At 36.7% G+C, this 24680-nt stretch carries 17 protein-coding genes; 6 read left to right on the top strand and 11 right to left on the bottom strand.

What is annotated here, in order from left to right; genetic code table 11:
• The first annotated feature begins 76 nt into the window (after positions 1–76).
• Genes AAC601_RS08555 through AAC601_RS08540 form a run of 4 tightly spaced genes read left to right on the top strand, consistent with a single transcriptional unit; the run spans position 77 to position 3812 of the window.
• A complete protein-coding gene (locus AAC601_RS08555; protein ID WP_303268751.1) occupies positions 77–871 on the top strand; it encodes a thymidylate synthase in 795 nt (264 codons plus the stop codon).
• Between the two features lie 12 nt (positions 872–883).
• Positions 884–1969 (top strand): acyloxyacyl hydrolase, encoded by a 1086-nt coding sequence (locus tag AAC601_RS08550; RefSeq protein ID WP_303268750.1) that lies wholly within the window; start codon positions 884–886, stop codon positions 1967–1969.
• The gene (locus tag AAC601_RS08545) at positions 1957–2712 is read left to right on the top strand and encodes a DUF2807 domain-containing protein (protein WP_303268748.1); all 756 of its coding nucleotides are present in this window, start codon (positions 1957–1959) and stop codon (positions 2710–2712) included. Before AAC601_RS08550 ends, AAC601_RS08545 begins: the two co-directional genes overlap by 13 nt.
• Positions 2713–2714: 2 nt before the next feature.
• Positions 2715–3812: an alanine racemase gene (locus tag AAC601_RS08540; RefSeq protein WP_303268747.1), complete on the top strand. Its 1098-nt coding sequence runs from the start codon at positions 2715–2717 to the stop codon at positions 3810–3812.
• A gap of 28 nt (positions 3813–3840) precedes the next feature.
• Here the strand turns inward: AAC601_RS08540 and AAC601_RS08535 are convergent, their stop codons facing one another.
• The 9 genes from AAC601_RS08535 to AAC601_RS08495 form a co-directional block, all read right to left on the bottom strand.
• On the bottom strand, positions 3841–5139 hold the full coding sequence (locus AAC601_RS08535) for an amidohydrolase (RefSeq protein WP_340153011.1): 1299 nt from the start codon (positions 5137–5139) through the stop codon (positions 3841–3843).
• Between the two features lie 101 nt (positions 5140–5240).
• Positions 5241–6008 (bottom strand): peroxide stress protein YaaA, encoded by a 768-nt coding sequence (gene yaaA, locus AAC601_RS08530; protein ID WP_303268743.1) that lies wholly within the window; start codon positions 6006–6008, stop codon positions 5241–5243.
• A gap of 237 nt (positions 6009–6245) precedes the next feature.
• A complete protein-coding gene (locus AAC601_RS08525) occupies positions 6246–6641 on the bottom strand; it encodes a thioesterase family protein (protein WP_303268741.1) in 396 nt (131 codons plus the stop codon).
• On the bottom strand, positions 6638–8155 hold the full coding sequence (locus AAC601_RS08520) for an alpha-amylase family glycosyl hydrolase (protein ID WP_303268739.1): 1518 nt from the start codon (positions 8153–8155) through the stop codon (positions 6638–6640). The genes AAC601_RS08525 and AAC601_RS08520 overlap by 4 nt, the downstream gene beginning before the upstream one ends.
• A 257-nt stretch (positions 8156–8412) precedes the next feature.
• Entirely contained in the window at positions 8413–9474 is a 1062-nt protein-coding gene (gene fbaA, locus AAC601_RS08515) for a class II fructose-bisphosphate aldolase (protein ID WP_303268737.1), read from the bottom strand.
• 227 nt (positions 9475–9701) lie between these two features.
• Complete coding sequence (locus AAC601_RS08510; protein WP_303268734.1) at positions 9702–11258, bottom strand: RagB/SusD family nutrient uptake outer membrane protein; 1557 nt, start codon at positions 11256–11258, stop codon at positions 9702–9704.
• Between the two features lie 10 nt (positions 11259–11268).
• A complete protein-coding gene (locus AAC601_RS08505) occupies positions 11269–14265 on the bottom strand; it encodes a SusC/RagA family TonB-linked outer membrane protein (protein WP_340153010.1) in 2997 nt (998 codons plus the stop codon).
• 20 nt (positions 14266–14285) lie between these two features.
• A complete protein-coding gene (locus AAC601_RS08500) occupies positions 14286–17036 on the bottom strand; it encodes an alpha-amylase family glycosyl hydrolase (protein WP_303268730.1) in 2751 nt (916 codons plus the stop codon).
• 61 nt (positions 17037–17097) lie between these two features.
• Positions 17098–18558 carry a hypothetical protein gene (locus AAC601_RS08495; protein WP_340153009.1) on the bottom strand — a complete coding sequence of 487 codons (1461 nt, stop codon included), beginning with the start codon at positions 18556–18558 and terminating at the stop codon, positions 17098–17100.
• Positions 18559–18943: 385 nt separating this feature from the next.
• On the opposite strand from AAC601_RS08495, the gene AAC601_RS08490 reads away from it, so the two are divergent.
• Positions 18944–19972 carry a LacI family DNA-binding transcriptional regulator gene (locus AAC601_RS08490; RefSeq protein WP_303268726.1) on the top strand — a complete coding sequence of 343 codons (1029 nt, stop codon included), beginning with the start codon at positions 18944–18946 and terminating at the stop codon, positions 19970–19972.
• Between the two features lie 230 nt (positions 19973–20202).
• On the opposite strand, the gene AAC601_RS08485 is transcribed toward AAC601_RS08490, so the two are convergent.
• Together AAC601_RS08485 and kdsA are read right to left on the bottom strand one after the other, a co-directional pair.
• Entirely contained in the window at positions 20203–21144 is a 942-nt protein-coding gene (locus AAC601_RS08485) for a KpsF/GutQ family sugar-phosphate isomerase (protein WP_340153008.1), read from the bottom strand.
• Entirely contained in the window at positions 21141–21929 is a 789-nt protein-coding gene (kdsA, locus tag AAC601_RS08480) for a 3-deoxy-8-phosphooctulonate synthase (protein ID WP_303268722.1), read from the bottom strand. Before kdsA ends, AAC601_RS08485 begins: the two co-directional genes overlap by 4 nt.
• A 304-nt stretch (positions 21930–22233) precedes the next feature.
• Here kdsA and AAC601_RS08475 point away from each other — a divergent pair, with 304 nt between their 5' ends.
• Positions 22234–24666, top strand: a complete 2433-nt coding sequence (locus AAC601_RS08475) for a glycoside hydrolase family 31 protein (protein ID WP_303268720.1) — start codon at positions 22234–22236, stop codon at positions 24664–24666.
• The last annotated feature ends 14 nt before the right edge of the window (positions 24667–24680 follow it).

The raw sequence follows: 24680 nt of genomic DNA, 5'->3' as shown, positions 1-24680 counted from the left end.
ATGTTTCATAGGTAATTTTCAGCCATTTATTAACTTTAAAAATTATTTCAATACACAGCAATTAAATCAAAGCAAAATGAAACAGTACCACGACCTAATGCAGCACATTTTAGATAATGGAACACAAAAAGGCGATAGAACCGGGACCGGTACAATCAGCGTTTTTGGGTATCAAATGCGTTTTGATTTATCGGAGGGTTTTCCAGTCGTGACTACTAAAAAACTGCACTTAAGATCCATTATTCATGAATTGCTTTGGTTTTTAAAAGGGGAAACGAACATTCAATATTTAAAGGAAAATGGCGTATCGATTTGGGATGAATGGGCAGATGAAAATGGAGAATTAGGGCCTGTCTATGGTTCTCAATGGAGAAATTGGCCTACACCAGATGGAAAGCATATTGACCAAATCAGTCAAATAATTGATCAAATCAAAAATACTCCTAATTCGAGAAGAATTATGGTAAGTGCATGGAATGTATCTGATGTTCCGAACATGGCTTTACCACCATGCCATGCCCTATTTCAATTTTATGTAGCGAATGGTAAGTTAAGCTGCCAGCTATATCAACGCTCGGCAGACGTGTTCTTGGGAGTGCCTTTTAATATTGCATCTTACGCACTTTTAACTATGATGGTGGCTCAGGTTTGTGATTTAGAAGTTGGAGAATTCATCCATACGCTAGGAGATGCGCATTTATATTCCAATCATTTGGAACAAACAGAATTGCAACTTTCCAGAGAGCCCTTCCCTCTTCCTACAATGAAAATCAATCCAGATGTTAAAAGCATATTTGATTTCAAATTTGAGGATTTCGAATTAGTGGACTACCAATGTCATCCACATATTAAAGCAGTCGTTGCAGTCTAATTATTTTACATATTGAAAAAGTTAATTCTTGCTGTACTCATACTATTTTGTAGTTTTTCAACGATAGCGCAAAGTTATGATTGGTATCTTAATGGTCAAGTCATTAAAGGCTTTATTCTCAAGCATAATGAATACGTGAGTCATTTAGCCAATTCTCATCCCACTGGAATTGAATTCAGTTTGCAGCAAAAGCTAAATGGGAAAAGAGAATGGGAAAGCCTGTACAATAAACCTTTGGTCAGCTATGGCTTGTCATATTACAATTTACACAATCCAAAGTTAGGTCATTTAGTGGTGGGAAGTGCAGCAATGGATTTACCACTTCGCAGAACTGAAAATACTGCCTTATATTTTCGCATTGGTACAGGATTGGTTTTTAGTACAAATCCTTATGACAGGGAAACCAATAACCAGAACAATATGGTGACTAGCACCATTACTTATCTGTTACAAACTAGATTAACTTATGAAATAAAGTTTAATGAAAACATAAGTTTTACACCGAATCTCAACATTACACATAGTAGCAACGGAGCACAAAGAGCCCCTAACAGGGGTGTTAATATTATTACAGCTAATATTGGTTTATCTTATAAAATCAAATCTGCAAATGAAGATGAGTCCCGCGAAATCAAGCCTTTAGATGCACCTCCCTATCAAATATATCTCTTACTAAGTGGAGGAAGAAATACCAGAACTTTGCAAGTAAGGAAACCAATGCCCTTTTTCAACCTCCTTTTGTTCGGCCAAAAATTTGTTAATGCTAAAAGCGATTGGGGACTGGGCCTAGAATATTTTCATAGTTATGCTTTAAAAGAACAAATCAGAACCAGTTGGTTTAGGATTAATCGTAATGAAGAAATACGTGACTTTAGGCGTCTAGGTCTACTCATTGGTCATGAGTTGAAATTTGGAAAGCTAGGATTTATTACTCAATTGGGTCTGTACATTTATGATCCTAGTAAATTAAATATGCCAATTTACCAACGCTATGGCTTGAAATATCAATTTCATGAAAACTTTTTGGCACAAGTAGCTTTGAAAACACATGCAGCAACCGCTGAACAGGCAGAAATAGGAATTGGATGGAGATTTTAAGAAGAAATATCGTACTAGTATTTGCATTTTTGTTCATCACTATTGGTTCAGCTTGCGATTCTGAAGAAGCTTTTGACTGCTTCAAAAAATCAGGAGAAGAAATTACTATTAGAATTAATGACTTTGGAAGTTTTAATGAACTCCTAATTTATGATGATATTGAATTGGAAATAGTGGAAACGGATCGTGAATTCTTTGAATTAACTTATGGCGAGAATTTGATTTCCAAAATAGAGATGGAAAATGAAAATGACTCCCTTAGCTTTTTCAACCAGAATTCCTGTGGTTGGACCAGAGATTTTGAAAAACCAAAATTAAAATGGTTCACTAATAAAAGTACTATCAATATTCTATGTTTGAGTGATGGAGACATTTCAGCTCCAGATACAGTTAGAAATGATTTAAGATTAAGAATTGAAGATGCCAGCAATGAAGTTGATTTAAACATCAATAATAATAACACCAACATATCAAGCAATTCTTCAACGAATTTTAATGTATCAGGAAAAGCAAATAGCTTAAGAATTGCAGCTTATTTTAATGATGGACAGTTTGATTGTAGCGAATTAGTAGCAAATAGGGCTACAGTACTACAAAGAGGTTATAATGATATTATTGTCAATGTAAAAGATAGTCTGAAAGGCAGCATTGAAAATGCGGGAAGGATTCTCTACACTGGTAATCCAGGAGTAGATGTTTCCGTTAGTAATGGTGGAGAGTTAATCGATTTGGAAAAAGAGTAATTATGAATATCACCAAGCCAACATTATTACTAAATAAAAATATTGTTTGTAAAAATATTGAAAGAATGGCTGCAAAAGCCAAAGAATTCAATTGTGAACTTCGGCCTCATTTCAAGACTCATCAATCGCAACAAATTGGAGAATGGTTTAGGGAGTATGAAATCAACAAATGTGCTGTCTCCTCTTTAGAAATGGCAAAGTATTTTTTCAATGCAGGATGGACAGATATTACTGTGGCTTTTCCCTTAAATATATTGGAACATACCACAGTTAACGATCTAGCAGGAAAGATAAAATTGAATTTATGCGTTGAATCTCTTGCAACTGTTCAAGCACTGAATGACTTTTTGGTGCATCCTATTGGTGTTTTTTTAAAAATAGATGCAGGTTACCATAGAACAGGCCTTGGTGCTGAAAATTATGAGGAAATTGAAGACATCCTTATAGCTTTGGAAAGTAATAATCTCATTACCATAAAAGGTTTTTTACAGCATGCCGGACATACTTATCAGGCTAAAGGCAGAAAAGAGGTTGGTAAAATCCATGATTATACTTCAGAAAAAATGATGAAGTTGAAAGAGCATTTTAGTCAAGAATTCCCGGATTTGATCATTTCAAATGGAGACACTCCTACTTGTAGTGTATGCGAAAACTTCGATCGTATAGACGAAATGCGCCCTGGTAATTTTGTATTCTATGATGTGATGCAAGCAGAAATTGGTTCTTGCAGATATGATGATATAGCCGTAGCTATGGCCTGTCCGGTAGTGGCCAAACATCCCGATAGAAATGAAGTGATTGTTTATGGGGGTGCCATTCATTTCTCCAAAGATCGAATAGAGAAAGATGGCAATACTATTTATGGTCTGATTGCAGAATCAGGAGAGCATAGCTGGAGCAATCCTAAGAATGGCTGGTTTGTCAAAAAGCTTTCCCAAGAGCACGGCACAATTCATGTACCTGATGAAGCTTTTGATTCTATTAAGATAGGAGATCTGCTGTACGTTCTTCCCATTCATTCTTGCCTCACTGCAAATTTAATGGGAAAATATCATACGCACGATGGCGAGGAGATTAAGATGTTTCAGTACAGAAGCTAGAAGTTTGGAGCAAGAAGCCCGTAGTGTCTCAATCCGCCTCCATATAATCCAAAGTCAAATTGATAAATGCTTTCACTCCTGTGAGCATTCCGCTTTCATCAATATAGAAATCCGGGGTGTGGTGACCTCCTAAAGCTTGTCCTTCTAACTCTGTTTCCGGTTTCCCACCGATAAAGAAATATAGCCCTGGAATTTCATTTTGGAAGTATGAGAAATCTTCTGCTCCAGTAATGGCCTTCATTACATGCAGTTTTTCTTCTCCTACTGTTTTTTGGAGAGATGACACCATCTGATTGGTTAAATCAATGTCGTTATAGGTTAATGGCGCATTTTCAACTATTTCTACATCCGCAGTTGCCCTGGCTATTTCAGCAATATTAGTAGCGGTTAATTTAATTTTTTCATGAATCATTTCTCTCATACCTTCATCTAAAGTCCTGATTGTTCCTTCCAACATGGCTGATTCTGGAATAATATTAAATCGGTTACCTCCTTTCATGATTCCTACTGTCACCACAGCTGCTTCTTTAGTCAACTCTGAGTTTCTAGAAACAATATATTGCAAACTGTTGATGATTTGAGCTGAAACAGCAATTGGATCTACACTAGCCCAAGGAGTAGAACCGTGAGCTTGCTTACCTTTGATGTTGATTGTAAATCGATCAGAAGCAGCCATTATGCCTTCTGTTTTGTATTTAATATGTCCGACTGTAGTTCCGGCATTAATGTGCAAACCAAAAATAGCTTCTACATCAGGGTTTTTCAGCACACCTTCTTCCACCATCATTTTGGCTCCTCCCCTTTCTCCGGCAGGAACACCTTCTTCCGCGGGCTGAAATATAAACTTTATGGTGCCAGGAATATCTTCTTTTATCTCACTGAATACTTCTGCAACGCCCATCATAATAGCGATATGTGTATCATGACCACAGGCATGCATTACTCCTGTTTCCTGACCGTTATATTCAGTAACGACTTCAGATTTAAAAGACAAGTCATTTCGTTCAGTAACTGGTAAAGCATCTATATCAGCTCTTAATCCGACTACTGGCCCTGGCTTCCCTCCTTTTAAAATAGCTACAACACCAGTGTGAGCAATCCCGGTTTCAACATCTAAACCTAAATCTTTCAAATGCGCTGCTATTTTTTTAGCAGTTTCATACTCTCTATTGGATAATTCTGGATTTTCATGAAAATACCTCCTCCATTCTACTACCTTGCCTTCAATAATATCAGCTTTTTGTAAAGCAATTTTGTGTAAATCTTGTGAGTAGCTAAAGGCAGGAAATATTATTATGGCCAATAGTAAAGTAATGAGCTTTTGCATGATGTTAAGATTTTAAAGAAGCTTAAATATATTAAAATAATTTAAGGAAATGTATACAGGTTTGAGCCAAGTAGTTTGAGTTGGAACTAAACAAATATATTTTATCCCCTTTTAAAAGCTAATTTGCTATCTGTTGAATCTTTTTCATCAAAGGCGTAACCATCCAAATCAAAGGCTTTTAGATCCTCTACTTTGCCAATCTGGTTTTTAACAATATATCTGGCCATCAATCCTCTGGCTTTCTTTGCGAAAAAGGAAACAATTTTATATTTCCCATTATTAAAATCCTTAAACTCCACGTCAATGATTTGGTAATCCTTTTTCAATTCTTTTATATTGACAGACTTAAAATATTCATTCGAAGCCAGATTGACTAATATTTTATCGCCCTGTGATTTGATATCCTTTCTGAGTTGGTCGGTGATTTTATCTCCCCAAAATTCATAAAGGTTATTGCCTTTATCCGTTTCCAATTTAGTACCCATTTCCAATCTGTACGGCTGGATTAAATCTAAAGGTCGAAGTAAACCATACAAACCAGATAAAATTCTGATATGTTGTTGGGCAAAATCGTGTTCTTCCTGAGTAAAATCCTCAGCTACCAAACCTTGATAAACATCTCCTTGAAAGGCTAGCGCAGCTTGTTTGGCATGTTTTGGAGTTCGCTTTTTAAAATTATCATATCGCTCCACATTTAATTTTGCCAAACTATCACTAATACTCATCAAGTCCTGAACTTCCTCTTCTGATTTCGTTTTGAGCACTTCTATTAATTGATGAGTTTCCTCATTAAAGCGTGTTTTTGTACTTCTTAAATCAAATTGTTTTTCAAAATCCAGACTTTTTGCTGGTGAGAGTATTGCAATCATGTTTTTTCTTTATTTTGAATTATAAACTTAGCACTTATTAAAATGTTACGAATTAGATATTAGAAGCTAGAGTCTAGAATCTAGATCCTAGATTAATTCGTGCTTTTATGCTTGAGTCCATAGTATTACATGCCAGTTACTATTATAAAATCTTTCTTCCATCTTTAGGCTGATCAAAGCTATTAATATCATTTCCATCTTCATAATTTAGCCGTTGTATTGTTCCCCCATTGGGGTTTATCGGGCTTTATACTTTTCTTTCATTTCCTCAGGAATCCTCTTTGGCCTTTTGCTTTTTGCATCCAATAAACACCAAAAAGTTCTAGCTTCTGCTTTGGTCTGGGCTGTTTCAGGATTAAAAATTCGCGTCATTCTTTCTGATCTCACCCCTTCCATGGAAGCCACCCACGTTTCAGCAATAATTGGCTCATCGGGTCTAATTTCCTTTTTGTAATCAATTTCATGCCTCAATGCTACCCAAAGATTGACTTCATCATCATTTTGACCGGAAATATGTTTCCAATGCGCTTCGGCAACATCCTGCACCCATTGGAGATAAACCACATTATTTACATGTCCCAAGGCATCAAAATCAGTGGTTCTGGGTTCTATTTTTAGCTGGAATTTCTTCATTTGAAAATAATTGATTGACTAGCTTTAAGCTTCCCATTGTCCAAATTTTCTTGCCCGTAAACAAACGTCTTCGGACTAACTTTCAAAGTTTGTGATTTCGATGATAAATTATGGATAACATGCAGTTTCTCATCATCAATAGCTCTAGTGAATGCCAAAAGATTTCTATTCTGATTTTCAAATTCTTCGATACTGCCTTTTGTCAGTAATTCATTGTGATTTCGTAAATGAATCCACTTTTTATAATGATTTAATAAGGAATTAGCATTTTCCTCTTGTTGGCTTACTGGACCCACTGTTTCATCTGAGGTAAATTCAGGATCCATCCAACTCGTTCTCAAAGTATCACTATTGGCATCTATCCATAAAAATGGTTCTCTGATATTAGGATCGGGTTTTTTGCCCAACATCCCGATTTCTTCCCCGTAATAAATATACGGAGTACCTGGCAATGTTAATAAAATGGAAGCTGCCGTTTTAGCTTTAGTAATATCTCCTTTAAAATTACTCATCACTCGGTTTTGGTCATGGTTACTTAGAAAAATAGCATCTTGATAATCATCCGTAGCAGATTTAAAAACTTCCCTTTGTTTAATCAAACGACTAATCAAATCCTCATTTTCTAGATTCACCCATTTAGGTCCTTCAATAGTTGCTGCAACATTTTTACCTTGGATAACTGACTGCTGTATGCTGCCAGCTAAATCAAAATTAAATAGCGCTGGCAGACCTTTAGCAAATTCTTTTACGATTTCAGATGAAGACCAAACTTCTCCTACCAAATAGACATCCGGCTTAATCTTACGCATCTCGTCTCTGTATTCTTGCCAAAATTTGTAGGAATCTTTTAATCGATCATCTGGAAAAATATGCTTGGCCGCATCCAATCGAAATCCATCCACTCCTATATCGTCCAGCCAGAATCTTCCTATATCATATATTTCTTGCCTTACTTTAGGATTATCAAAATTTAAATCTGGCATGCCGCCCCAGAAGAAACCATAATAATGCTTTTCATTTTTTTGATTATTCACAGCATGCCATTGGGTGATATTATCAGAATCTTGGGTTACTTCTTTTTTAGCAATTTGATCTGCTATACTATCTCGATCTGCCCAAACATAATAATCTCTATAGGGGTTATCACTACCTTTTTTAGCTTCCTGAAACCATGGATGATCAGATGCGGTATGATTAATAATCATATCTATCACCACTTTGATATTTCTTTTATGCGCCTCTGAAAGGAAAATTTTAAAGTCCTCCATGGTACCATAATCAGGATGAATGGCTTTATAATCTGTTACATCATACTTATGGTAACTGGGCGAAGGCATAATAGGCATCAACCAAACTGCTGAAATCCCTAAGTCCTGTAAGTAATCAAGCTTCTGAGTAGCGCCTTTAAAGTCCCCGATTCCATCACCGTTACCATCTGCCCAAGATTGGATGAAGATCTCATAAGCCACTCCATTAGGAAAATCTGCTTCTGCTTGGGATTTTTTTTCTTTCATATCTGGCTTATTACAGGCGGTAAAGTTTAACAAACAAATAAGATAAAAAATAGTCTTGAAGGAATTCATAAGGCTGCGAATTAAATAATCTTTGTAGAATTTCAGTATAGTAAAAATAAGAAAAGTTGCCTGGAATTATGTTCTAAAATTGTAAATCTAAAATTCAGCTCTATAAAAATAGAAAAAGCACAAGCTCTAAGCCTGTGCTTTTAATCCTTTATTCTAGGCTGTAAGTTCTAGACTCTAGATTCTATCAATTACGCCAATTTATTTATACAATTCAATTCTTTAAAAGCTTGCTTCAAACGTACAACCATACTTTCTTCTCCTTTTCTTAACCAAGCTCTTGGATCATAGAACTTCTTATTTGGAGCATCAGGATCTTCAGAAGTTCCTATTTGTTGTTGTAACCTATCTTCGTTATCGTTATAGTAATTTCTTACTCCATTCCAGAATGACCACTGCATATCTGTATCAATATTCATTTTTACTGCTCCATATCCGATAGCTTCTTCAATTTTTTCTGGTTCTGAACCAGAACCACCATGGAATACGAATAATACTGGCTTATCATCTGTATTATGTTTCTTTTGGATATGATCTTGAGAATTTTTTAAGATGTCAGGACGCAATTCTACATTACCTGGCTTGTAAACTCCATGAACGTTGCCGAAAGACGCAGCAATTGTGAAATTATCGCTCACTTCTTTTAACTGCTCATAGGCATAAGCAACTTCTTCCGGCTGCGTGTATAATCTACTGCTGTCCACTCCTGTATTATCAACACCATCCTCTTCACCGCCTGTAATACCTAACTCAATCTCTAAATGCATTCCCATTTCAGCCATTGGTTTCAAGTACTTTTTACAAATCTCAATGTTTTCTTCCAACGGCTCTTCAGATAAATCAATCATATGAGAACTGAATAATGGCTTTCCATGAGTTTTATAGAATTCCTTTCCAGCTTCCAATAATCCATCAATCCACGGTAATAATTTTTTAGCGCAATGGTCGGTATGCAAAATTACTGGAACACCGTATTCTTTAGACATTAAATGCACGTGATGAGCACCCGCAACTGCTCCTGCAATTGCTGCCTTTTGCCCTTCATTTGACAACCCCTTACCAGCATTAAAAACCGCACCTCCATTGGAAAATTGAATAAAAACAGGAGAGTTGACTTCTCTCGCAGTTTCCAAAACTGCATTGATAGAATTATTTCCTATCACATTTACTGCAGGCATTGCATATTTATTGTCTTTCGCATGATGAAGCAGGTTCATCATTTCTTCTCCGGATAATACTCCTGGTTTAGCCATGTTTTTATGTTTTAGTGAGTTAATTTTATTTTAGAATCCAAAAATGACAATAATGGTACAAATATAAAAGAGAAAGCGGTTTTAATGTTTATGATTTGATGAGCTCACAAACTGATTTGATAATTTAGCATGTAATGTAGGAAATATGATATTGATTTAAAAAAAACAGGGAGCAAAGCCCCCTGCATTTTCGTTTTATAGTTGTTTATGAAGAAGAAAAACTTTAATTAATATCCATCATTTTGTTCTAGTTCAGGATTAGCTGCCAGGTCAGTAGCCGGAATTGGAAATATTTCTAAATGATTACTAATTGAAGTACCATCAATGTTATTTCCTTTCCATGGCCAAGTGTATTCTCCGCCTGTATAAAGACCGAATCGAATCAAATCAGCTCTTCTATGACCTTCCCAATATAATTCTCTAGCTCTTTCATCCAAGATGAAATCCAATGTCAAATCTCCTGCAGCAATGTTCCCAGAATTATCACCATAAGCTCTTTGTCTTAGTTCATTAATGAAGCCTAAAGCTGTGGCTTCACTGCCGCCTCCACCTCTCAAAACAGCTTCTGCATACATTAAGTACGCATCTGCTAATCTAAACATGGGATAATCAGTATCTGCGAATTCAGTATTACTTCCCTGTTCTCCATCGGTGGTCAAATTTGTATATTTTGGAACTGCATAGCCTTCCGTGAAAACGGTTAAATCAGCGATCTCTAAAGACTGCCCATCAGTGAAAAATATAGCCCTATTATCAATATCACCTGTTTCATCAGGAAACAATTGAATCAAGTTTTTAGTAGTCCTTAAACCTGCCCAAGCTCCACTAGTACCGTAATCAGCAGATACCATATTACCGCCCATTGAACCGTTGATTAAAAACGTTGTACTTCCATATCCTTGGGTCTGGATACCATCTGAAGGTAAAGTAAAAATCAGCTCATTGCTTGTGTGATTATCTGCTCTAAAATTCAATTGATAATCTCCTTCAATGGAATATGGGCCATTTAATACTTTTTCTAATGCTGTAACTGCTTCAGTATAATAGTCTGTACCAGTATAAACCTCTCCATTAAGATATAATTTTGCTTGCAGCATCCACAGGGCAGCTTTGTCAGCTCTACCATATTCATTTTGCTGAGGATCAGGCAATTCATTTTCAATGGCACTTAACTCATCTGTTATGAAATTAAAAACCTCCTCTGGATTGTCCTGAACAGGAAAATCAGTAGTAATACTTGTCACAATCGGTATATTTCTAAATAGATCTAAAGCATGCCAATAAGCAAGCGCTCTCAAAAAGCGAACTTCACTTCTATAGCTCTGTGCCAATGCTCTTTCCTGCTCATCATATCCATAATCAGCCAACAAATCATCTGTACTTTGCTCCAAGAAGTCATTGCTATATGAAATGATCAAAAATAATCGGTAATACAAAACCCTAACGAATTGATTGTCTGATGACCACGAATGAGTATTTAAATCCTGAATACCCGCATCTTGCCAAGCAATAACCGCTTCATCAGTGGTTAATTCTTGAGCTTTCCAATAAGCTCTGATGTAGGAAGTAAACCCCTCATCATTTACCAATGCTAAATCAGCATCACCTGCCGGTCCTTGCTGACCAGTTAAACTATAAGATGCATAAATCTTAGCCATGTACCTTTCCAAGTTTTTAACATCTTGAAAGGCTATATTGGCTGTTTCTCCGAACTCAGGTCTTAAATCCAAATCAGTACATGAAAGGGTGAAGCCTGCTAGAATTATATATATAAATTTCTTCATTTTCTTAGATTTAAAATTTTGCGTTTATACCGAAAATAAATGCAGTTGATGGCGGATAGATGTTGTTGTCAATCTGAACTTCTGGGTCCAATCCACTATATCCTGAAATCGGAAGCATATTTTGAACAGTACCATATAATCTCAACCTAAAATCTTGGATAGCATTAAAATTATATCCTACAGTAAGGTTATCTAACTTTAAGAAATTACTGTTTTCAATGTAGTAGTTTGACAGTAGTTGTCTATTCTGAAAACCCGTTTCAATTACAGATTCATGCACATTATTCAAAATTTGTGCTTCAGTCAACCTACCATACCATCCATTGGCGGAGGCGGTGTTATTATAAGTTTGTCCACCTAATTTTGCTCGTAGCGTCAGCGCTAAATCAAAATTCCCATATCTAATGTTTGATGCGAAATTTGTCAAAATTGGGTGAATGGCTACACCTTGCGTTTGTAAGTCATTTTCGTTGATAATGTTGTCACCATTAACATCTTCATAAATGCTGTTTGTACCACCTACAAGTGGTTTTCCTGCAGCGTCATATAAATGATTGTAAGAATAGAAAGTAGAAATCGGCTGCCCAACTTGCAAAACCTGTATTGTTCTACCGATATCGCCTGATATTCCACCTACCTGAATCCCAGGGCTATCTTCATCAATTTCATTATTAAGTTTCACAATTTTATTTTGATTATAGGTGAAATTATAGCCTATATCCCAGCCAAATTTTTCGTTGTCTATTGCTATGAAATTCAGTCCCAATTCAACTCCTTTATTGTTCATTTCTCCAATATTGGTAGTTACCCTATCTCCAACATTAGTTGCAGCAGCTACTGGTACATTAAATAACAACTGATCAGTTGTTTTATCATAAAAATCTAAAGTACCTGATAATCTTCCATTTAGTAATGAAAAGTCAATTCCGATATTGGTTGAAATTAATCTTTCCCATTGAATATTCGGATCCACTGCAGTAGGTCTTAATAACTGAATATATTCATCTCCAAATTGGTAAGTCGCACTAGCATCACTCAAGAAATAGAATTTATCATATAAGTAATCTCCAATATTCTGATTTCCTGTTTGACCCCATCCTACTCTTAATTTCAAATCGTTAAATGTTCCTGTCAAACCCTCGAAAAAATCTTCTTCAATAATTCTCCAACCTAGGGCCGCTGAAGGGAAAAATCCATACTTATTTCCAAAACCAAAGCGAGTGGAACCATCCATTCTTCCGGTTACTGTCAGTAAATATTTATCATCATAAGAATAATTAATTCTTCCGAAATAAGATTGCAATTGATTGGTAATTGGAATCGCTCTGTATAGATCTATAAATTCTCTTGGTATAACAGTTGGATCGTTAAAGCCTTTGCTATCATCAGTTAAATTAATACCTTCATAGCCAGTCGTTTCTCTAAAAACTTCTTGGAATTCATATCCTCCAAGCACATCAATATCATGTGATCCAAACGACTTATTATAGTTTAAAGTAGTAAATAAAGTGGTGGTGTATGCATTGTTAGTGGATCTTTGCATATACCCATCTCTATTGTCATTTCTTAAGGTGAATGGCTCAAAAACCTTATTCTGACCGTTTCTTAAATCATAAGAACCGGTGGCACTCCATGTCAAACCTTCTATGCCCGGAATCTTTAAGTCAAAATTAATTGAGTTAAAAGACCTTCTATTTTCACCGATACTTTGAGTTTGTTCAAGTGTTGAAACTGGGTTAATCGGATCAATAGAAGAAACATCCCATTCATAATAGCCTCCAAATTCTTCTGCTTCAGAATCATAAACTGGTTTGGTTGGATCGAAAGATACCGCGCCACCCACAACATTTGGTTTATATTGATCGTTCGTCAATGCATTTTTGGTATTAAAAGTAATATCCAAATGATCATTCAAGACCGTAGTTTTTAATCGCATACTCAATCGAGTCACTTGGTTCCTGTCTCCTCTTAATACTTCTTTATTATCCATATGATTGACAGAAACCAGATAATTAATTTTTTCAGTTGCACCAGAGAAAGACAAATTATGATTTTGACTTAAAGTACTTCTAGTTACCTCATTGAACCAATCTGTGTCTTGGTCACCTAATCGCCCTTCGTTTTGGGGACTAAATTGACGGATTGCATTTCTGAAATTTTGAGTACTTAAAAAGTCTGGTTCTCTTAAAACTTCTGAAAAAGCAAATGAACCATCATAAGTAACTGTGTTTTGACCCTTTTTACCCGACTTGGTGGTGTATAAAATAACCCCTGCAGCCCCTCTAGAACCATAGATTGCTGTTGCAGATGCATCCTTTAAAACAGTAACACTTTCGATATCGGCTGGATTTATGAAATTATTCGCGTTTCTTGTTCCAGAGCTACCATCATTGCTAATGGGAACACCATCGACCACAATTAATGGTTGAGCCTGTGCATTTATTGAGCCCACTCCTCTAATAGTGATTCCTCCACCACCAGCTCTTGTGTTCCCAGGAGTCACGTCAACTCCAGCAATTTTACCGGTTATCAAGCGCTCTGGACTAGCAATTTGTCCTCTATTGAATGACTCTTCCTTTACCGTACTTACAACACCAGTCACGTCCTTTTCTTCTTGCGTTCCATAACCAACAACCACTACTTCTCCCAATTGAGAAATATCTTCCTGCATCTGAACATCAATTATAGACCGAGCGCCTACCACTATCTCTTGCTTGGAATATCCAATAAAAGAAAAAATCAAAACATCATTAGCATCTACTTCAAGCTTGTATTCCCCTTCCAAAGAGGTAGTTGTTCCTTGCGAAGTTCCTTTAATTTTAACACTGGTTCCAGGTAGAGTCTCACCAGTAATAGCATCAGAAACCGTTCCTGAAACGGTCCTTTCTTGCGCTTGCAATTGTAAAGTGATAAAAACCACAAGGAAAGCTGTGAGCATCCCTTTGAAGATAGCCGTGCCATCCCTCCGTAGCGTCCCACTTTGTGAGTATGTATAATTTTGATCCATATTATGATTTATTTAAAAAATTAAAACTTTATGATTTTTTGTTGTTTGCGAATACCCTCTTCTTGAAAATTGACTAAATAGACTCCTGAATCCAATTGAGATAAATCAATTACAAATCGATTTTGGTTTTCTTTTATTTCAAACTGGATGGATTTACCACTTAGGTCTGTAATAAAAATATTTTCAATTTGCTTTTCTGTCTCGATGAAAATCTGATTTTGAGCAGGATTTGGAAAAACTTTTACATTTGAACTCCAGCTTGATTTTTGACGAGCAAGAACTAATTCTTCTTGATCTTCATCATCCACATAATTTTCTATAGGCTCGCTGGTCAATATTCTAAATTCCCCTGCGATTAGAGTAATGGAGACTTCGTTTCCAATTTCATATTCTTTTCCAGTGAAGTAGTCATACCATGTACCCGCTTGAATAATCTGTTGGTCAAAAGTTTGAGTACTTTTACTGAAATTTCCCACCATCACTATTTTTACATCATTATTATTAAACCTAGCCCATTTCAAATCGCCACTCGCAGACCATTGGAAATTATCCTTGTTAATATAATCAGTTCTTGTTTTCAATTTGATTAGGCTTTGGTAAACCTGAAAAAGCTTTTTTCGCTCCGGATCTTCAAGGTATTCCCATCGGGTTGGCTTTACCCCTAACCTATCATTGTTCAATTCCTCATCGTAACCAAACTCACCAAATTGCCAAATCATTTTAGGCCCTGGAGCCATAAAGAATAAAGCCGTATTCAACTTCAATCTTTGCATTTGATCTGCTAAGCTACTTGATGAACTATTTTTCAAATCCCAGGCCACTCTTTCCTCATCGTGGCTTTCCATATAACCAATTACATGAGGCTCTTTCCAACCTTTGCTTTGATAACTCAAGCCACTGACTGAGGCACTATTTCCTTTGGCCAAATTTCTAAAATTGTGGTTTTCATTACCCCAAAGCATCATACCATAATCAGCCAGTTCTCTTTCTTCAGAATTTTCAGCAAAATGTTCTAAAATCACGTATGATTCTGGATCAACTGACCATTGAAAATCGGCTAGCCTTTTTAATAATGTAATTCTTGAAGCATCATATTGACCCCAAGCACCCACGTTTCCTAGTGTGTTTTTTTGAGTGAAGCCTTTAGATAAATCATATCGATAACCATCCACGTGGTATTCTTGCAACCAATAAGCCACTACCCTATCTACATAATCTTGGGTGTATTGACTTTCGTGGTTCATATCATAGCCAACATTAAAATCGTGACGTGCACTGGTGTTAAACCAAGGGTTTTGTGAAGTTGGGTTACCGTAATCTCCTTGATTAAATAATCTTGCCAAAGAATTTCTACCAAACTGGTGGTTTAAAGCAATGTCTAAAATGATCGCGATTCCACGATTGTGGGCTTCATTAACCAGCGTTTTAAAGTCATATTCCGTACCGTAAAATTTATCCAAAGCCAACATCGCATAAGGATTATATCCCCAACTCAAATTTCCTTCAAATTCCATTACAGGCATAAATTGGATGGCATTAATGCCTAAATCTTCGAGATAATCTAATCTCGCAGTTACAGCATCGTATGTCCTTAATTCTGTGAAATCCCTGATCAATAATTCATAAATCACTAAATCTTCATTTGCTGGCTTCTGAAAACTGTCATCCGTCCAAGGAAATTGGACTTTATTGGTTTGAATATAGCTCACAGCATGAGCTGTTTTTCCGGATGGATATGGCATTAAATCAGGGTATCGGTTATCCCTAATTATTTCAGGATCATCATATTCCGACCCTATTTTTTCAGCATATGGATCAGCAATGGTAATTTCTCCGTCCACTAGGTATTGGAATTGGTATTCTTGGCTTGGTGTTAAATTGCCAATTTCAATCCAAAACTGATCCCCATCTTTTTTCATTAGAAACTCATCCGAAAGGCTCCAATCATTAAAGGTACCAATCACAAATACATTTTCCTTAGCGGGAGCAGTCAGTACAAGGTGGACAGCAGTGTCATCTTCGCCATAATTTATTCCGTTTTGCAAACCATCAGGAAGCGGTTCATTGCCAACTACTGGATTCACTATATAGGAATAATTAAATAACTCCTCATCCGTACCATTTCCTGCTTTGATGATTAAGTCGTGAGCTTGACCATCATCAATTACAGTATGCTCGTAAGAAAATTCGGAAAAGTCTGATTCTTCATATTCCAAATTTCCATCCACAAAAAATTGAAAATGTGCTGGCTCAGAAGAAGATAATTCAATACTTACAATCTCATTTGCTTCATAAAATCCATAATTACCTGTTGGGGAAGCAATATTCACTGAAAAACCTTTACTTATTTCTGTAATAAAGTCTTCAGTTTGACCATCAGCCCAATCATTGCCTTTTAAGAGCATTCCTATTTGGGAAATAACATCAGCGTTTTGGTCGTAAAATGTCGTGGGAGTTAATGAAATACGGAATAAGGTTTGACCGTTTTCAGTTATTTTTTCAAGTTTAGCTTGATTGCTTGCTTCTGGATCAGAATCTGCAGGATTAATATTGGAGGGCGCATCAATACTTTTATCAGGTAGCCACATCCACATATAGGCATCATCGAGTGAAGCTAGGTTTGTTCCTGTCACATCATATGTGATGGTAATCTCTTGATCCGCAGAAAAGAACTCAGGGGTAATATCTGGTTGAATATCACCTTGAGCCTGACTTAAGGCAGGAATACAAAATAGAATTAGGAGGGAAAGTAACTTGTAAAATTGTTTCATATAAATCTTAAAAGAAAGACATGAGCTTTGGCTCATGTCTTAAAAATATGTTTGAATTTTATTATTGAGCAGTAATGGAAGAAGTATAATTCTCCCCATCAAATGTCAATGTTACCGTATAAGTACCATCAGCATCTACACTTAAATTATCTCCACCTGCAGATAGTGCAGTTGGATCACCACCTAAGTTGAAATCCCAGCTGTCACCAGCTCTGAATTTATACTCTCCACTGAAATCTCCTGTAAGCGTATAAGTGGTAACACCTTCCGCGAAACCTTCAGCAGTCATGTCTAAATCTTCATCCCAACTTGCTGATGGAGAACCTTCACCGATTACTCCCCATCCAGTAGCACTCATAGTCGAAATCCAAGTATCACCTTCATCTGCGGTAGATAGCGTTATATAATAAGCTCCAGCAGCTGGCGCTTCAATATCCGCTCCATTCACGGCTAACGTAGCTTCTGACCCATCAGCAGGCAATGTTCCGCCTATGTTGAATGCCCAGTCATCATTTGTTCTGAATTTAAATCTTCTTCCTTGATCATCAACACTGTTTTCACCAAAATAAACTACACCTACCCATTTATGTACTCCATCAGTTTCACCAGTGTAATGTAAGTTTCTGTCAGCGTCAAATCCATTAGCATTTGCACTTCCTATAACTCCAAACTGGTATTCTGCAGGGTCAAAAGTAATTTCTTCAGCTTCACCAGTCTTGTTAAATTCAACAAATGCACCCCCGTCATTTTGCAACTCTACACTAATGGTGTACAAACCATCCTCTTCTGAAAATGGAATATCACCTCCGCCAGGAACAAGTGCATCAGCAGCACCTCCATAATTAGTAAATGCAATATATCCCGTTCCTTCTTCATTACTTCTAATGATTTTCCAGCCGTTATTGATTCTTAATTTGTAGTTTTCATTTTGTCTTATTTCAACATCAGTAACTTCAAATGCAAAGCCATCTTCTGGATTTGAAGAAACTACATCCATATTAACATCAGACCATCCAGAAGGAGCACCAATGAAAGAAACGTTTACAACTTCCATTACAATCAATTCAGTAGTTGTTTCATCATATGAAATCTTAAAGAATCCATCATTAGCAATAGTAATTTGGTCTCCACCTTCTTCCATAATTGCCAAGCTATATCCAGATGTCACTTCATCTCCTGTTAAATCTTCTCCAGCTACTTCTGTCATAGCCCCTCCTAATGTTGAGGTAATTTCTCGAGATTCAACTGAAACTAGATTATAAGCACCAGCAGATAAAAACACATAGTTTCCAAAAAAGCCTTCTCTTTCAACTGCAACATTCCCTTCACCTTCTACCGTTTCTGGCTGAAGTCTAGTGTTCTGTGTTGGGTCTTCACCATCTACTGCGAAATAGTAGCCATCCGCAAGAGCAAGACCATCCTCATCAACATCAATTGTTGGCTCGTCTTCATCACATGAGACCATAAACATAGCTGCGGTCAGCAACAATGCTAGGCTCCATAATTTTGTTAAGTTTTTCATAATTTAATTGTTTTAAAGTTTACTTAATTTTTCGGTCCTAAAGTCGCTTTATTTTTGTTGCGCAACTCTATTTTCCACTGTTCAAGTTTAGTGTAAGAATTAGCCTCAAAACAGTTGAAAGGAATATTTTTTACCGCAATCGTTTGCGCAATCGTTTGCGTAAACCAATGTTTTTTCAGATGTTTGATGGATTTAAATTCTTAATGAGATAAACTGGTGATTATCAATTAAAAATTTGATTTTTACCGCTATGTCTTCTGGAAAAAAAAATTGAAAAGTAGGAGTTACATGCCATAAGTATTAAATGGTCGGTGCGCCACCAACCATGGTTGTAGAATGATCGGCATGACACCGACCAGCAAGAAGAAGATTAAATTAAAAACCAATGAAAAAAGCAAACATCACCATAAAAGACATAGCGAAGGAATTGGGAGTCTCTCCTTCTACGGTTTCTCGTGCCTTGAAAGACCATCCAGATATCAGTGTTGATACCAAAAAAGAAATCAACGAATTAGCCAAGAAACTAAATTATCAACCGAATACAGTAGCCCTAAGCCTTCGACAAAGCAAAACCAACACTTTGGGTGTGATTATACCCGAAATTGCCCATTTCTTCTTTTCTGCCGTCATTAGCGGCATTGAAGATATCGCCCATGATGCCGGATATCACGTCATTATCACGCAATCCAATGAATCCTTTGAAAGGGAAGTGATGAATACCAAAGCCTTATTTAACTCTCGCGTTGATGGTATCCTGATGTCGGTTTCTAGAGAAACAGAAAATTACGATCACTTACAAAGTTTATTGGATTATGATATCCCATTGGTTTTCTTTGACCGGATTATTGATTCGCTTAATGCATGTAAAGTGATTGTCAATGATGAGCAAGGGGCCTATGAAGCCACCACGCATCTCATTGAACAAGGTTGTTACAGAATAGCTCATTTGGCTGGACCACAAAACTTAGCCATCAGTAAAAACAGATTAAATGGATATAAAGCCGCATTGGCAGATAACCGGTATATGATAGATGATAATCTGATCAAAGTCTGCGGTTTGGGCACCTTTGAAGAAGCCGAATCTATTACCAATGAAATTTTGGATTATCGTTTTCCACCGGATGCCATCTTTGCTAATAATGATGTGGCCGCTTATGGGGCTATGATGGCAATTAGAAAGAAAAAGTTACGCATTCCAGAAGACATTGCCATTGTGGGCTTTAGTAATTGGCGGTTTTCAAGTCTCATCCAGCCTGCTCTGTCTTCAGTCACCCAGCCAGGCTTTAAAATGGGGCAAGAGGCAACGCGCTTGTTAATGAAGCAAATCAATAAGGGCGAAGATGAGGAAAGCATTACGGAGACCATTTCTTTGAAGACCAATTTGGTAGTAAGGGAATCTTCGAAGAAGATTTAAATAGATTCACAAGCGATTTTATTTGACCACTACTTAACAGGTATTTTTTGGCAGAAATACTATAAAAAAAATCTTAACTCTTAAATAGAATGTACCAGTCGCATAAGTATCCGTCAGTAGCGGGACGCTGGCGACAGGGTGAGACAGTGGAAATTGCTGTCGCCTCTAGCGGATTTATTGAATGCATTATTTGTCAAAGCGAATTTTCCACTATCCGCAAGCTTGAAAAATTACAAATCGTATACCTGTAAGACCCCTATACACTTTTGGTTCTCTACCACTAAAAGCGCATTAATTTTATACTCCATCATTAATTCTTCGGCTTTCTTAAGTTTCATTTCTTTGTCAATGAATTTAGGTGAGCTAGTCATGATGTCTTTCGCTTTCATATCCATAAAGGCATTTTTTTGGTTTTTCATCCCTCTTCTCAAATCACCATCTGTAATGACACCTGCTAACTGCCCGTTTTCTTCCACTATAGCAAGCCCTAGCCTACCATTAGACATAGTACCAATCACTTCATCCATTTCGCGTTCAGCATCAATTACGGGCAAATCCGTAGAGCGCATCACATCCTTCACCGTCATTAATAGCCTTCTACCTAATGATCCTCCCGGATGAAACAAGGCAAAATGCTCCGGTTTAAAGTCACGCTCTTTCATTAAGGCCACGGCTAAAGCATCTCCCATCACTAAAGTAGCAGTAGTTGAAGAAGTAGGCGCTAAATCAAGCGGGCAAGCTTCTTGCTCTACATTAACATTTAAATGAAAGTGCGTATTTTTAGCCAATGTTGATGCGGGATTACCACTTACTCCTATCACCTTATTACCATTACGTAAGAAAAAAGGTATTATTTTTAACAATTCATCCGTTTCTCCTGAATTGGAGATGGCCATCACAATATCATGATCTTGAATCAGTCCCAAATCCCCATGGTACGCTTCTCCAGGATGGAGAAAATAACTTGGGGTTCCTGTGCTGGAAAATGTTGCTGCAATCTTCTTTCCAATAATACCAGATTTACCCATTCCTGTGACGATTAGCTTTCCTTTGCTTTCCATGATGGCGTTAACAGCTTTCTCGAAATCATCCGTCAACAAACTAGCTAAATCCTGTACTGATTTAGCTTCAATGGCAATCGTTTCTTTAGCAGATTCTAAAATTCGACTCATGCTGTTAATTTTTTTATTAAATCTTTTAAATCCTTTAAAAACAATTGGTTTGGTCCGTCACTCCATGCCTCCTCTGGGTTTGGATGTGTTTCAATAAAATATCCATTGGCTCCAAAAGCTTTTGCTGCCAATGCCATATTTGGAACAAATTCACGATTCCCACCGGTTTTTCCTCCTGCTCCTCCAGGTCTTTGGACCGAATGAGTACAATCCATCACAACAGGAAAGCCATGCTGCAACATATCTGGGATATTCCTGAAATCAACCACTAAATTATTGTAGCCGTACATATTGCCACGCTCTGTCAATAAAAGCTGCTTGTTTCCTGCTTCAGTTACCTTTTGGCAAGGATATAACATATCTTCTCCAGACAAAAACTGTGCTTTTTTTATATTTACAATACGACCTGTTTCGGCAGCTGCCAACAATAAATCAGTCTGACGGCACAAAAAGGCAGGGATTTGCATAATATCCACCACATCCTGCAATAATGCTGGTTGATACGATTCATGCACATCAGTTGTCACGGGCAGATTGTAGGTTGCTTTGATTTCCTTTAACCATTCCTTCCCTTCTTCTAAACCAGGACCTCTTTTAGCTGATGCTGAAGTACGATTTGCCTTATCAAATGAAGATTTAAAAATAATCTCGACTCCTAATTCATTTTTAATGCTCACCAATTCTTTGGCTACTGAATGCAGTAAATCCATACTTTCCATCACACAAGGGCCAACAATAAAAAATGGCTTATCTGCGGTTAAATTCTGATATAGTTCTTGCGACATCTATTTAATAATAAATATTATAACTGTTAAAAGTAAATCTGAGTGCAAAGTTGCTATTTTAAAATTCAAAATAGAAATAAATGAATTCCAATCCATAAAAAATATCCCAAAGAGTTATCCCCCTCCAGAAAACCCCAAAAATCGACCAATTTAAAATCCTGTAATAGCTATATAATTTAATTTTTAAATACAAAAAGTTAAATTGCAAACGTAACCGCAAACGATTGCGCTGATTTTATAGTTAATTGAATACTATGAAATTTTAATATTCAATACTTTAGCAATTCTTTTAAAGGATAAATAGATGATTAGTTCACAAACCATAAATAAACCCAATCTCAACCTTCACTGCGGAAAAATTGAAAACTATAAGCGCAATGCTTATGGAATTTCCGGAAAAACCGAAAATGCCTTTTTTAGAATATCCGTTGTACAAAAGGGGATTTTTAAAATTCATATAAGCAGAACAGAAAATTTTGACGAACATTCTTATGCAGTGATCTCTAAATCGGTAGGTATTGATTTCTCCATTATTGATTCTAACGGACATATAGAACTAAAAACTGAAGCGCTAACTTTAGAAATTAAAAAGGATCCGTTTACTGCTATTTTCAAAGATATAAATGGTGAAATAATCAGTGAGGATGACCATGCATTGGGAACTTCCTGGATTGGCGAACAAGTTACCACCTACAAAAAGCTACAAAAAGGAGAGAGATTTATCGGATTGGGTGAAAAAACGGGACCGCTGGACAGAAAAGGCACAGGCTACCAAAACTGGAATACAGATCATTTTGGATATCCACCAGATAGTGATCCTTTGTATTGTACGACTCCTTTTTATATCGGCATCCATAGCGGTTTGAATTACGGTATTTACTTAGACAATTCACATAAAACTCATTTTAATTTTGGTGCTTCAAACAGACGATTCTCTAGCTTTTCAGCTGATCAGGGAGATATGGCCTATTATTTCATCCATGAAGATTCTATTGAAGATATTATAAGTTCTTATACCGATCTGACTGGTCGAATGGAACTGCCCCCTATTTGGAGTTTGGGCTACCAGCAGTGCCGTTACAGTTACAAACCCGACAAAGAAGTAATTAGTATAGCTAAATTTTTCCGGGAAAAAGAAATCCCAGCCGATGTAATTGTTTTGGATATCCATCATATGGAGCAATACAAGATTTTCACCTGGGATGGAAAAGATTTCCCCAATCCAAAGCAAATGATTGAAAAGCTTGAGGAAATGGGATTTAAAGTGGTAGTGATTTGTGATCCTGGAATAAAAATCGAAGAAGGCTACGAAGCTTATGATTCCGGTAAAAAAGAAGATGTTTTTATTAAATATCCTGACGGTGAATACTATGAAGGAGAAGTTTGGCCCGGATGGTGCCATTTCCCTGATTTCACCAATGGACAAGTCCGAAATTGGTGGCAAGATAAACTAAAAGCCTATACTGACTTAGGAATTCTGGGGCTTTGGAATGATATGAATGAAATTGCCACCTGGGGGCAATATTTACCTGATTTAATGGAATTCGATTACGAAGGTGAAAAAGCCTCGACTCGAAAAGCCAGAAATGTTTATGGCATGCAAATGGCCAGAAGTACCTACGAAGGGGCTAAGCAAAATTCTCCCAATAAAAGAGTATTTAATCTAACAAGAGCCGGTTTTTCTGGGATTCAGAGATACGCTGCCGTTTGGACTGGTGATAATGTTGCAGATGACGAGCATATGTTATTGGGCGTTCGTTTGGTCAATAGCTTAGGATTAGCAGGAGTTGCATTTTCGGGTTATGATATTGGAGGTTTTGCGGGAGATGCAGATAGTCAATTATTTGCTCGTTGGATTTCCATTGGGGCTTTCGCACCATTCTTCAGAGGACACAGTATGATTAACAGTAGAGATTCTGAACCTTGGGCTTATGGAGAAGAAGTAGAAGAGATTTCCAGAAATTATATCAATCTAAGATATAAAATGATGCCTTATATCTATTCAGCTTTTTACGAAGCACATGAAAAAGGTATTCCGGTAGCTAGAAGTTTGGCTATTTATCATCCTCATGACGAGAAAATCTATAACTCTTTGTACGAAAACCAGTATTTCTTTGGACCGGACATCATGGTGGCTCCCGTAGCCAGTAAAGTTAATTTAGCAAAAGTATACTTTCCAGAAGGGGAATGGTACGATTTATTTGATGATACTTTCTATAGAGGGAATCAGGAAGTCATCGTTGAATGCCCAATTGAGAGATTACCTGTTTTTGTGAGAGCTTCGGCAATAATTCCAATGCAGGACAAACTGGAAAATTTAAGCCAAAACAATAATGATTGTCTGCATTTGCATATTTACGGGGGCAAAGAAAAAAATAAATATGAATACTATGAGGATGATGGAGAAACTTTCAATCATGTGAGTGGAGATTTTTATAAAAGACTGATTGAGTTCAAGCCTGAAAACAGACAGTTGACTCTACATCAAAAGGAGGGAAATTACAATAGTCAATATCAGAAAGTTAAGGTTTTCTTTCATGGATTCGAAGGAAAATTAAATGGGAAAATCCACATTAATCAACAAACCATACCGTTGGACAAAGAAGATTTTAATTTTGTAGATCAAATTTCTAACTTCGATCCCTTACCTGAAAATGAAAGAATTAATTTAAAGGTAAACGATCTACCAAATGCTATTTTCAATTTAGAAGATGGGAGAATAGATATTGATTATTAGTCCTTACTATGCAA

The sequence above is a fragment of the uncultured Marivirga sp. genome (assembly GCF_963974845.1).
Classification (GTDB): Bacteria; Bacteroidota; Bacteroidia; order Cytophagales; family Cyclobacteriaceae; genus Marivirga; species Marivirga harenae.
Note: the sequence above shows the minus strand (reverse complement) of the source record. Positions and strands in the feature narration are given on the sequence as shown.

Excerpts from the sequence above, each read along its gene's own strand:
- AAC601_RS08555 (WP_303268751.1), top strand. The coding sequence starts at position 77 with ATGAAACAGTACCACGACCTAATGCAGCACATTTTAGATAATGGAACA.
- AAC601_RS08545 (WP_303268748.1), top strand. The coding sequence starts at position 1,957 with ATGGAGATTTTAAGAAGAAATATCGTACTAGTATTTGCATTTTTGTTC.
- AAC601_RS08540 (WP_303268747.1), top strand. The coding sequence starts at position 2,715 with ATGAATATCACCAAGCCAACATTATTACTAAATAAAAATATTGTTTGT.
- AAC601_RS08535 (WP_340153011.1), bottom strand. The coding sequence starts at position 5,139 with ATGCAAAAGCTCATTACTTTACTATTGGCCATAATAATATTTCCTGCC.
- yaaA (WP_303268743.1), bottom strand. The coding sequence starts at position 6,008 with ATGATTGCAATACTCTCACCAGCAAAAAGTCTGGATTTTGAAAAACAA.
- AAC601_RS08525 (WP_303268741.1), bottom strand. The coding sequence starts at position 6,641 with ATGAAGAAATTCCAGCTAAAAATAGAACCCAGAACCACTGATTTTGAT.
- AAC601_RS08520 (WP_303268739.1), bottom strand. The coding sequence starts at position 8,155 with ATGAAAGAAAAAAAATCCCAAGCAGAAGCAGATTTTCCTAATGGAGTG.
- fbaA (WP_303268737.1), bottom strand. The coding sequence starts at position 9,474 with ATGGCTAAACCAGGAGTATTATCCGGAGAAGAAATGATGAACCTGCTT.
- AAC601_RS08510 (WP_303268734.1), bottom strand. The coding sequence starts at position 11,258 with ATGAAGAAATTTATATATATAATTCTAGCAGGCTTCACCCTTTCATGT.
- AAC601_RS08505 (WP_340153010.1), bottom strand. The coding sequence starts at position 14,265 with ATGGATCAAAATTATACATACTCACAAAGTGGGACGCTACGGAGGGAT.
- AAC601_RS08500 (WP_303268730.1), bottom strand. The coding sequence starts at position 17,036 with ATGAAACAATTTTACAAGTTACTTTCCCTCCTAATTCTATTTTGTATT.
- AAC601_RS08495 (WP_340153009.1), bottom strand. The coding sequence starts at position 18,558 with ATGAAAAACTTAACAAAATTATGGAGCCTAGCATTGTTGCTGACCGCA.
- AAC601_RS08490 (WP_303268726.1), top strand. The coding sequence starts at position 18,944 with ATGAAAAAAGCAAACATCACCATAAAAGACATAGCGAAGGAATTGGGA.
- AAC601_RS08485 (WP_340153008.1), bottom strand. The coding sequence starts at position 21,144 with ATGAGTCGAATTTTAGAATCTGCTAAAGAAACGATTGCCATTGAAGCT.
- kdsA (WP_303268722.1), bottom strand. The coding sequence starts at position 21,929 with ATGTCGCAAGAACTATATCAGAATTTAACCGCAGATAAGCCATTTTTT.
- AAC601_RS08475 (WP_303268720.1), top strand. The coding sequence starts at position 22,234 with ATGATTAGTTCACAAACCATAAATAAACCCAATCTCAACCTTCACTGC.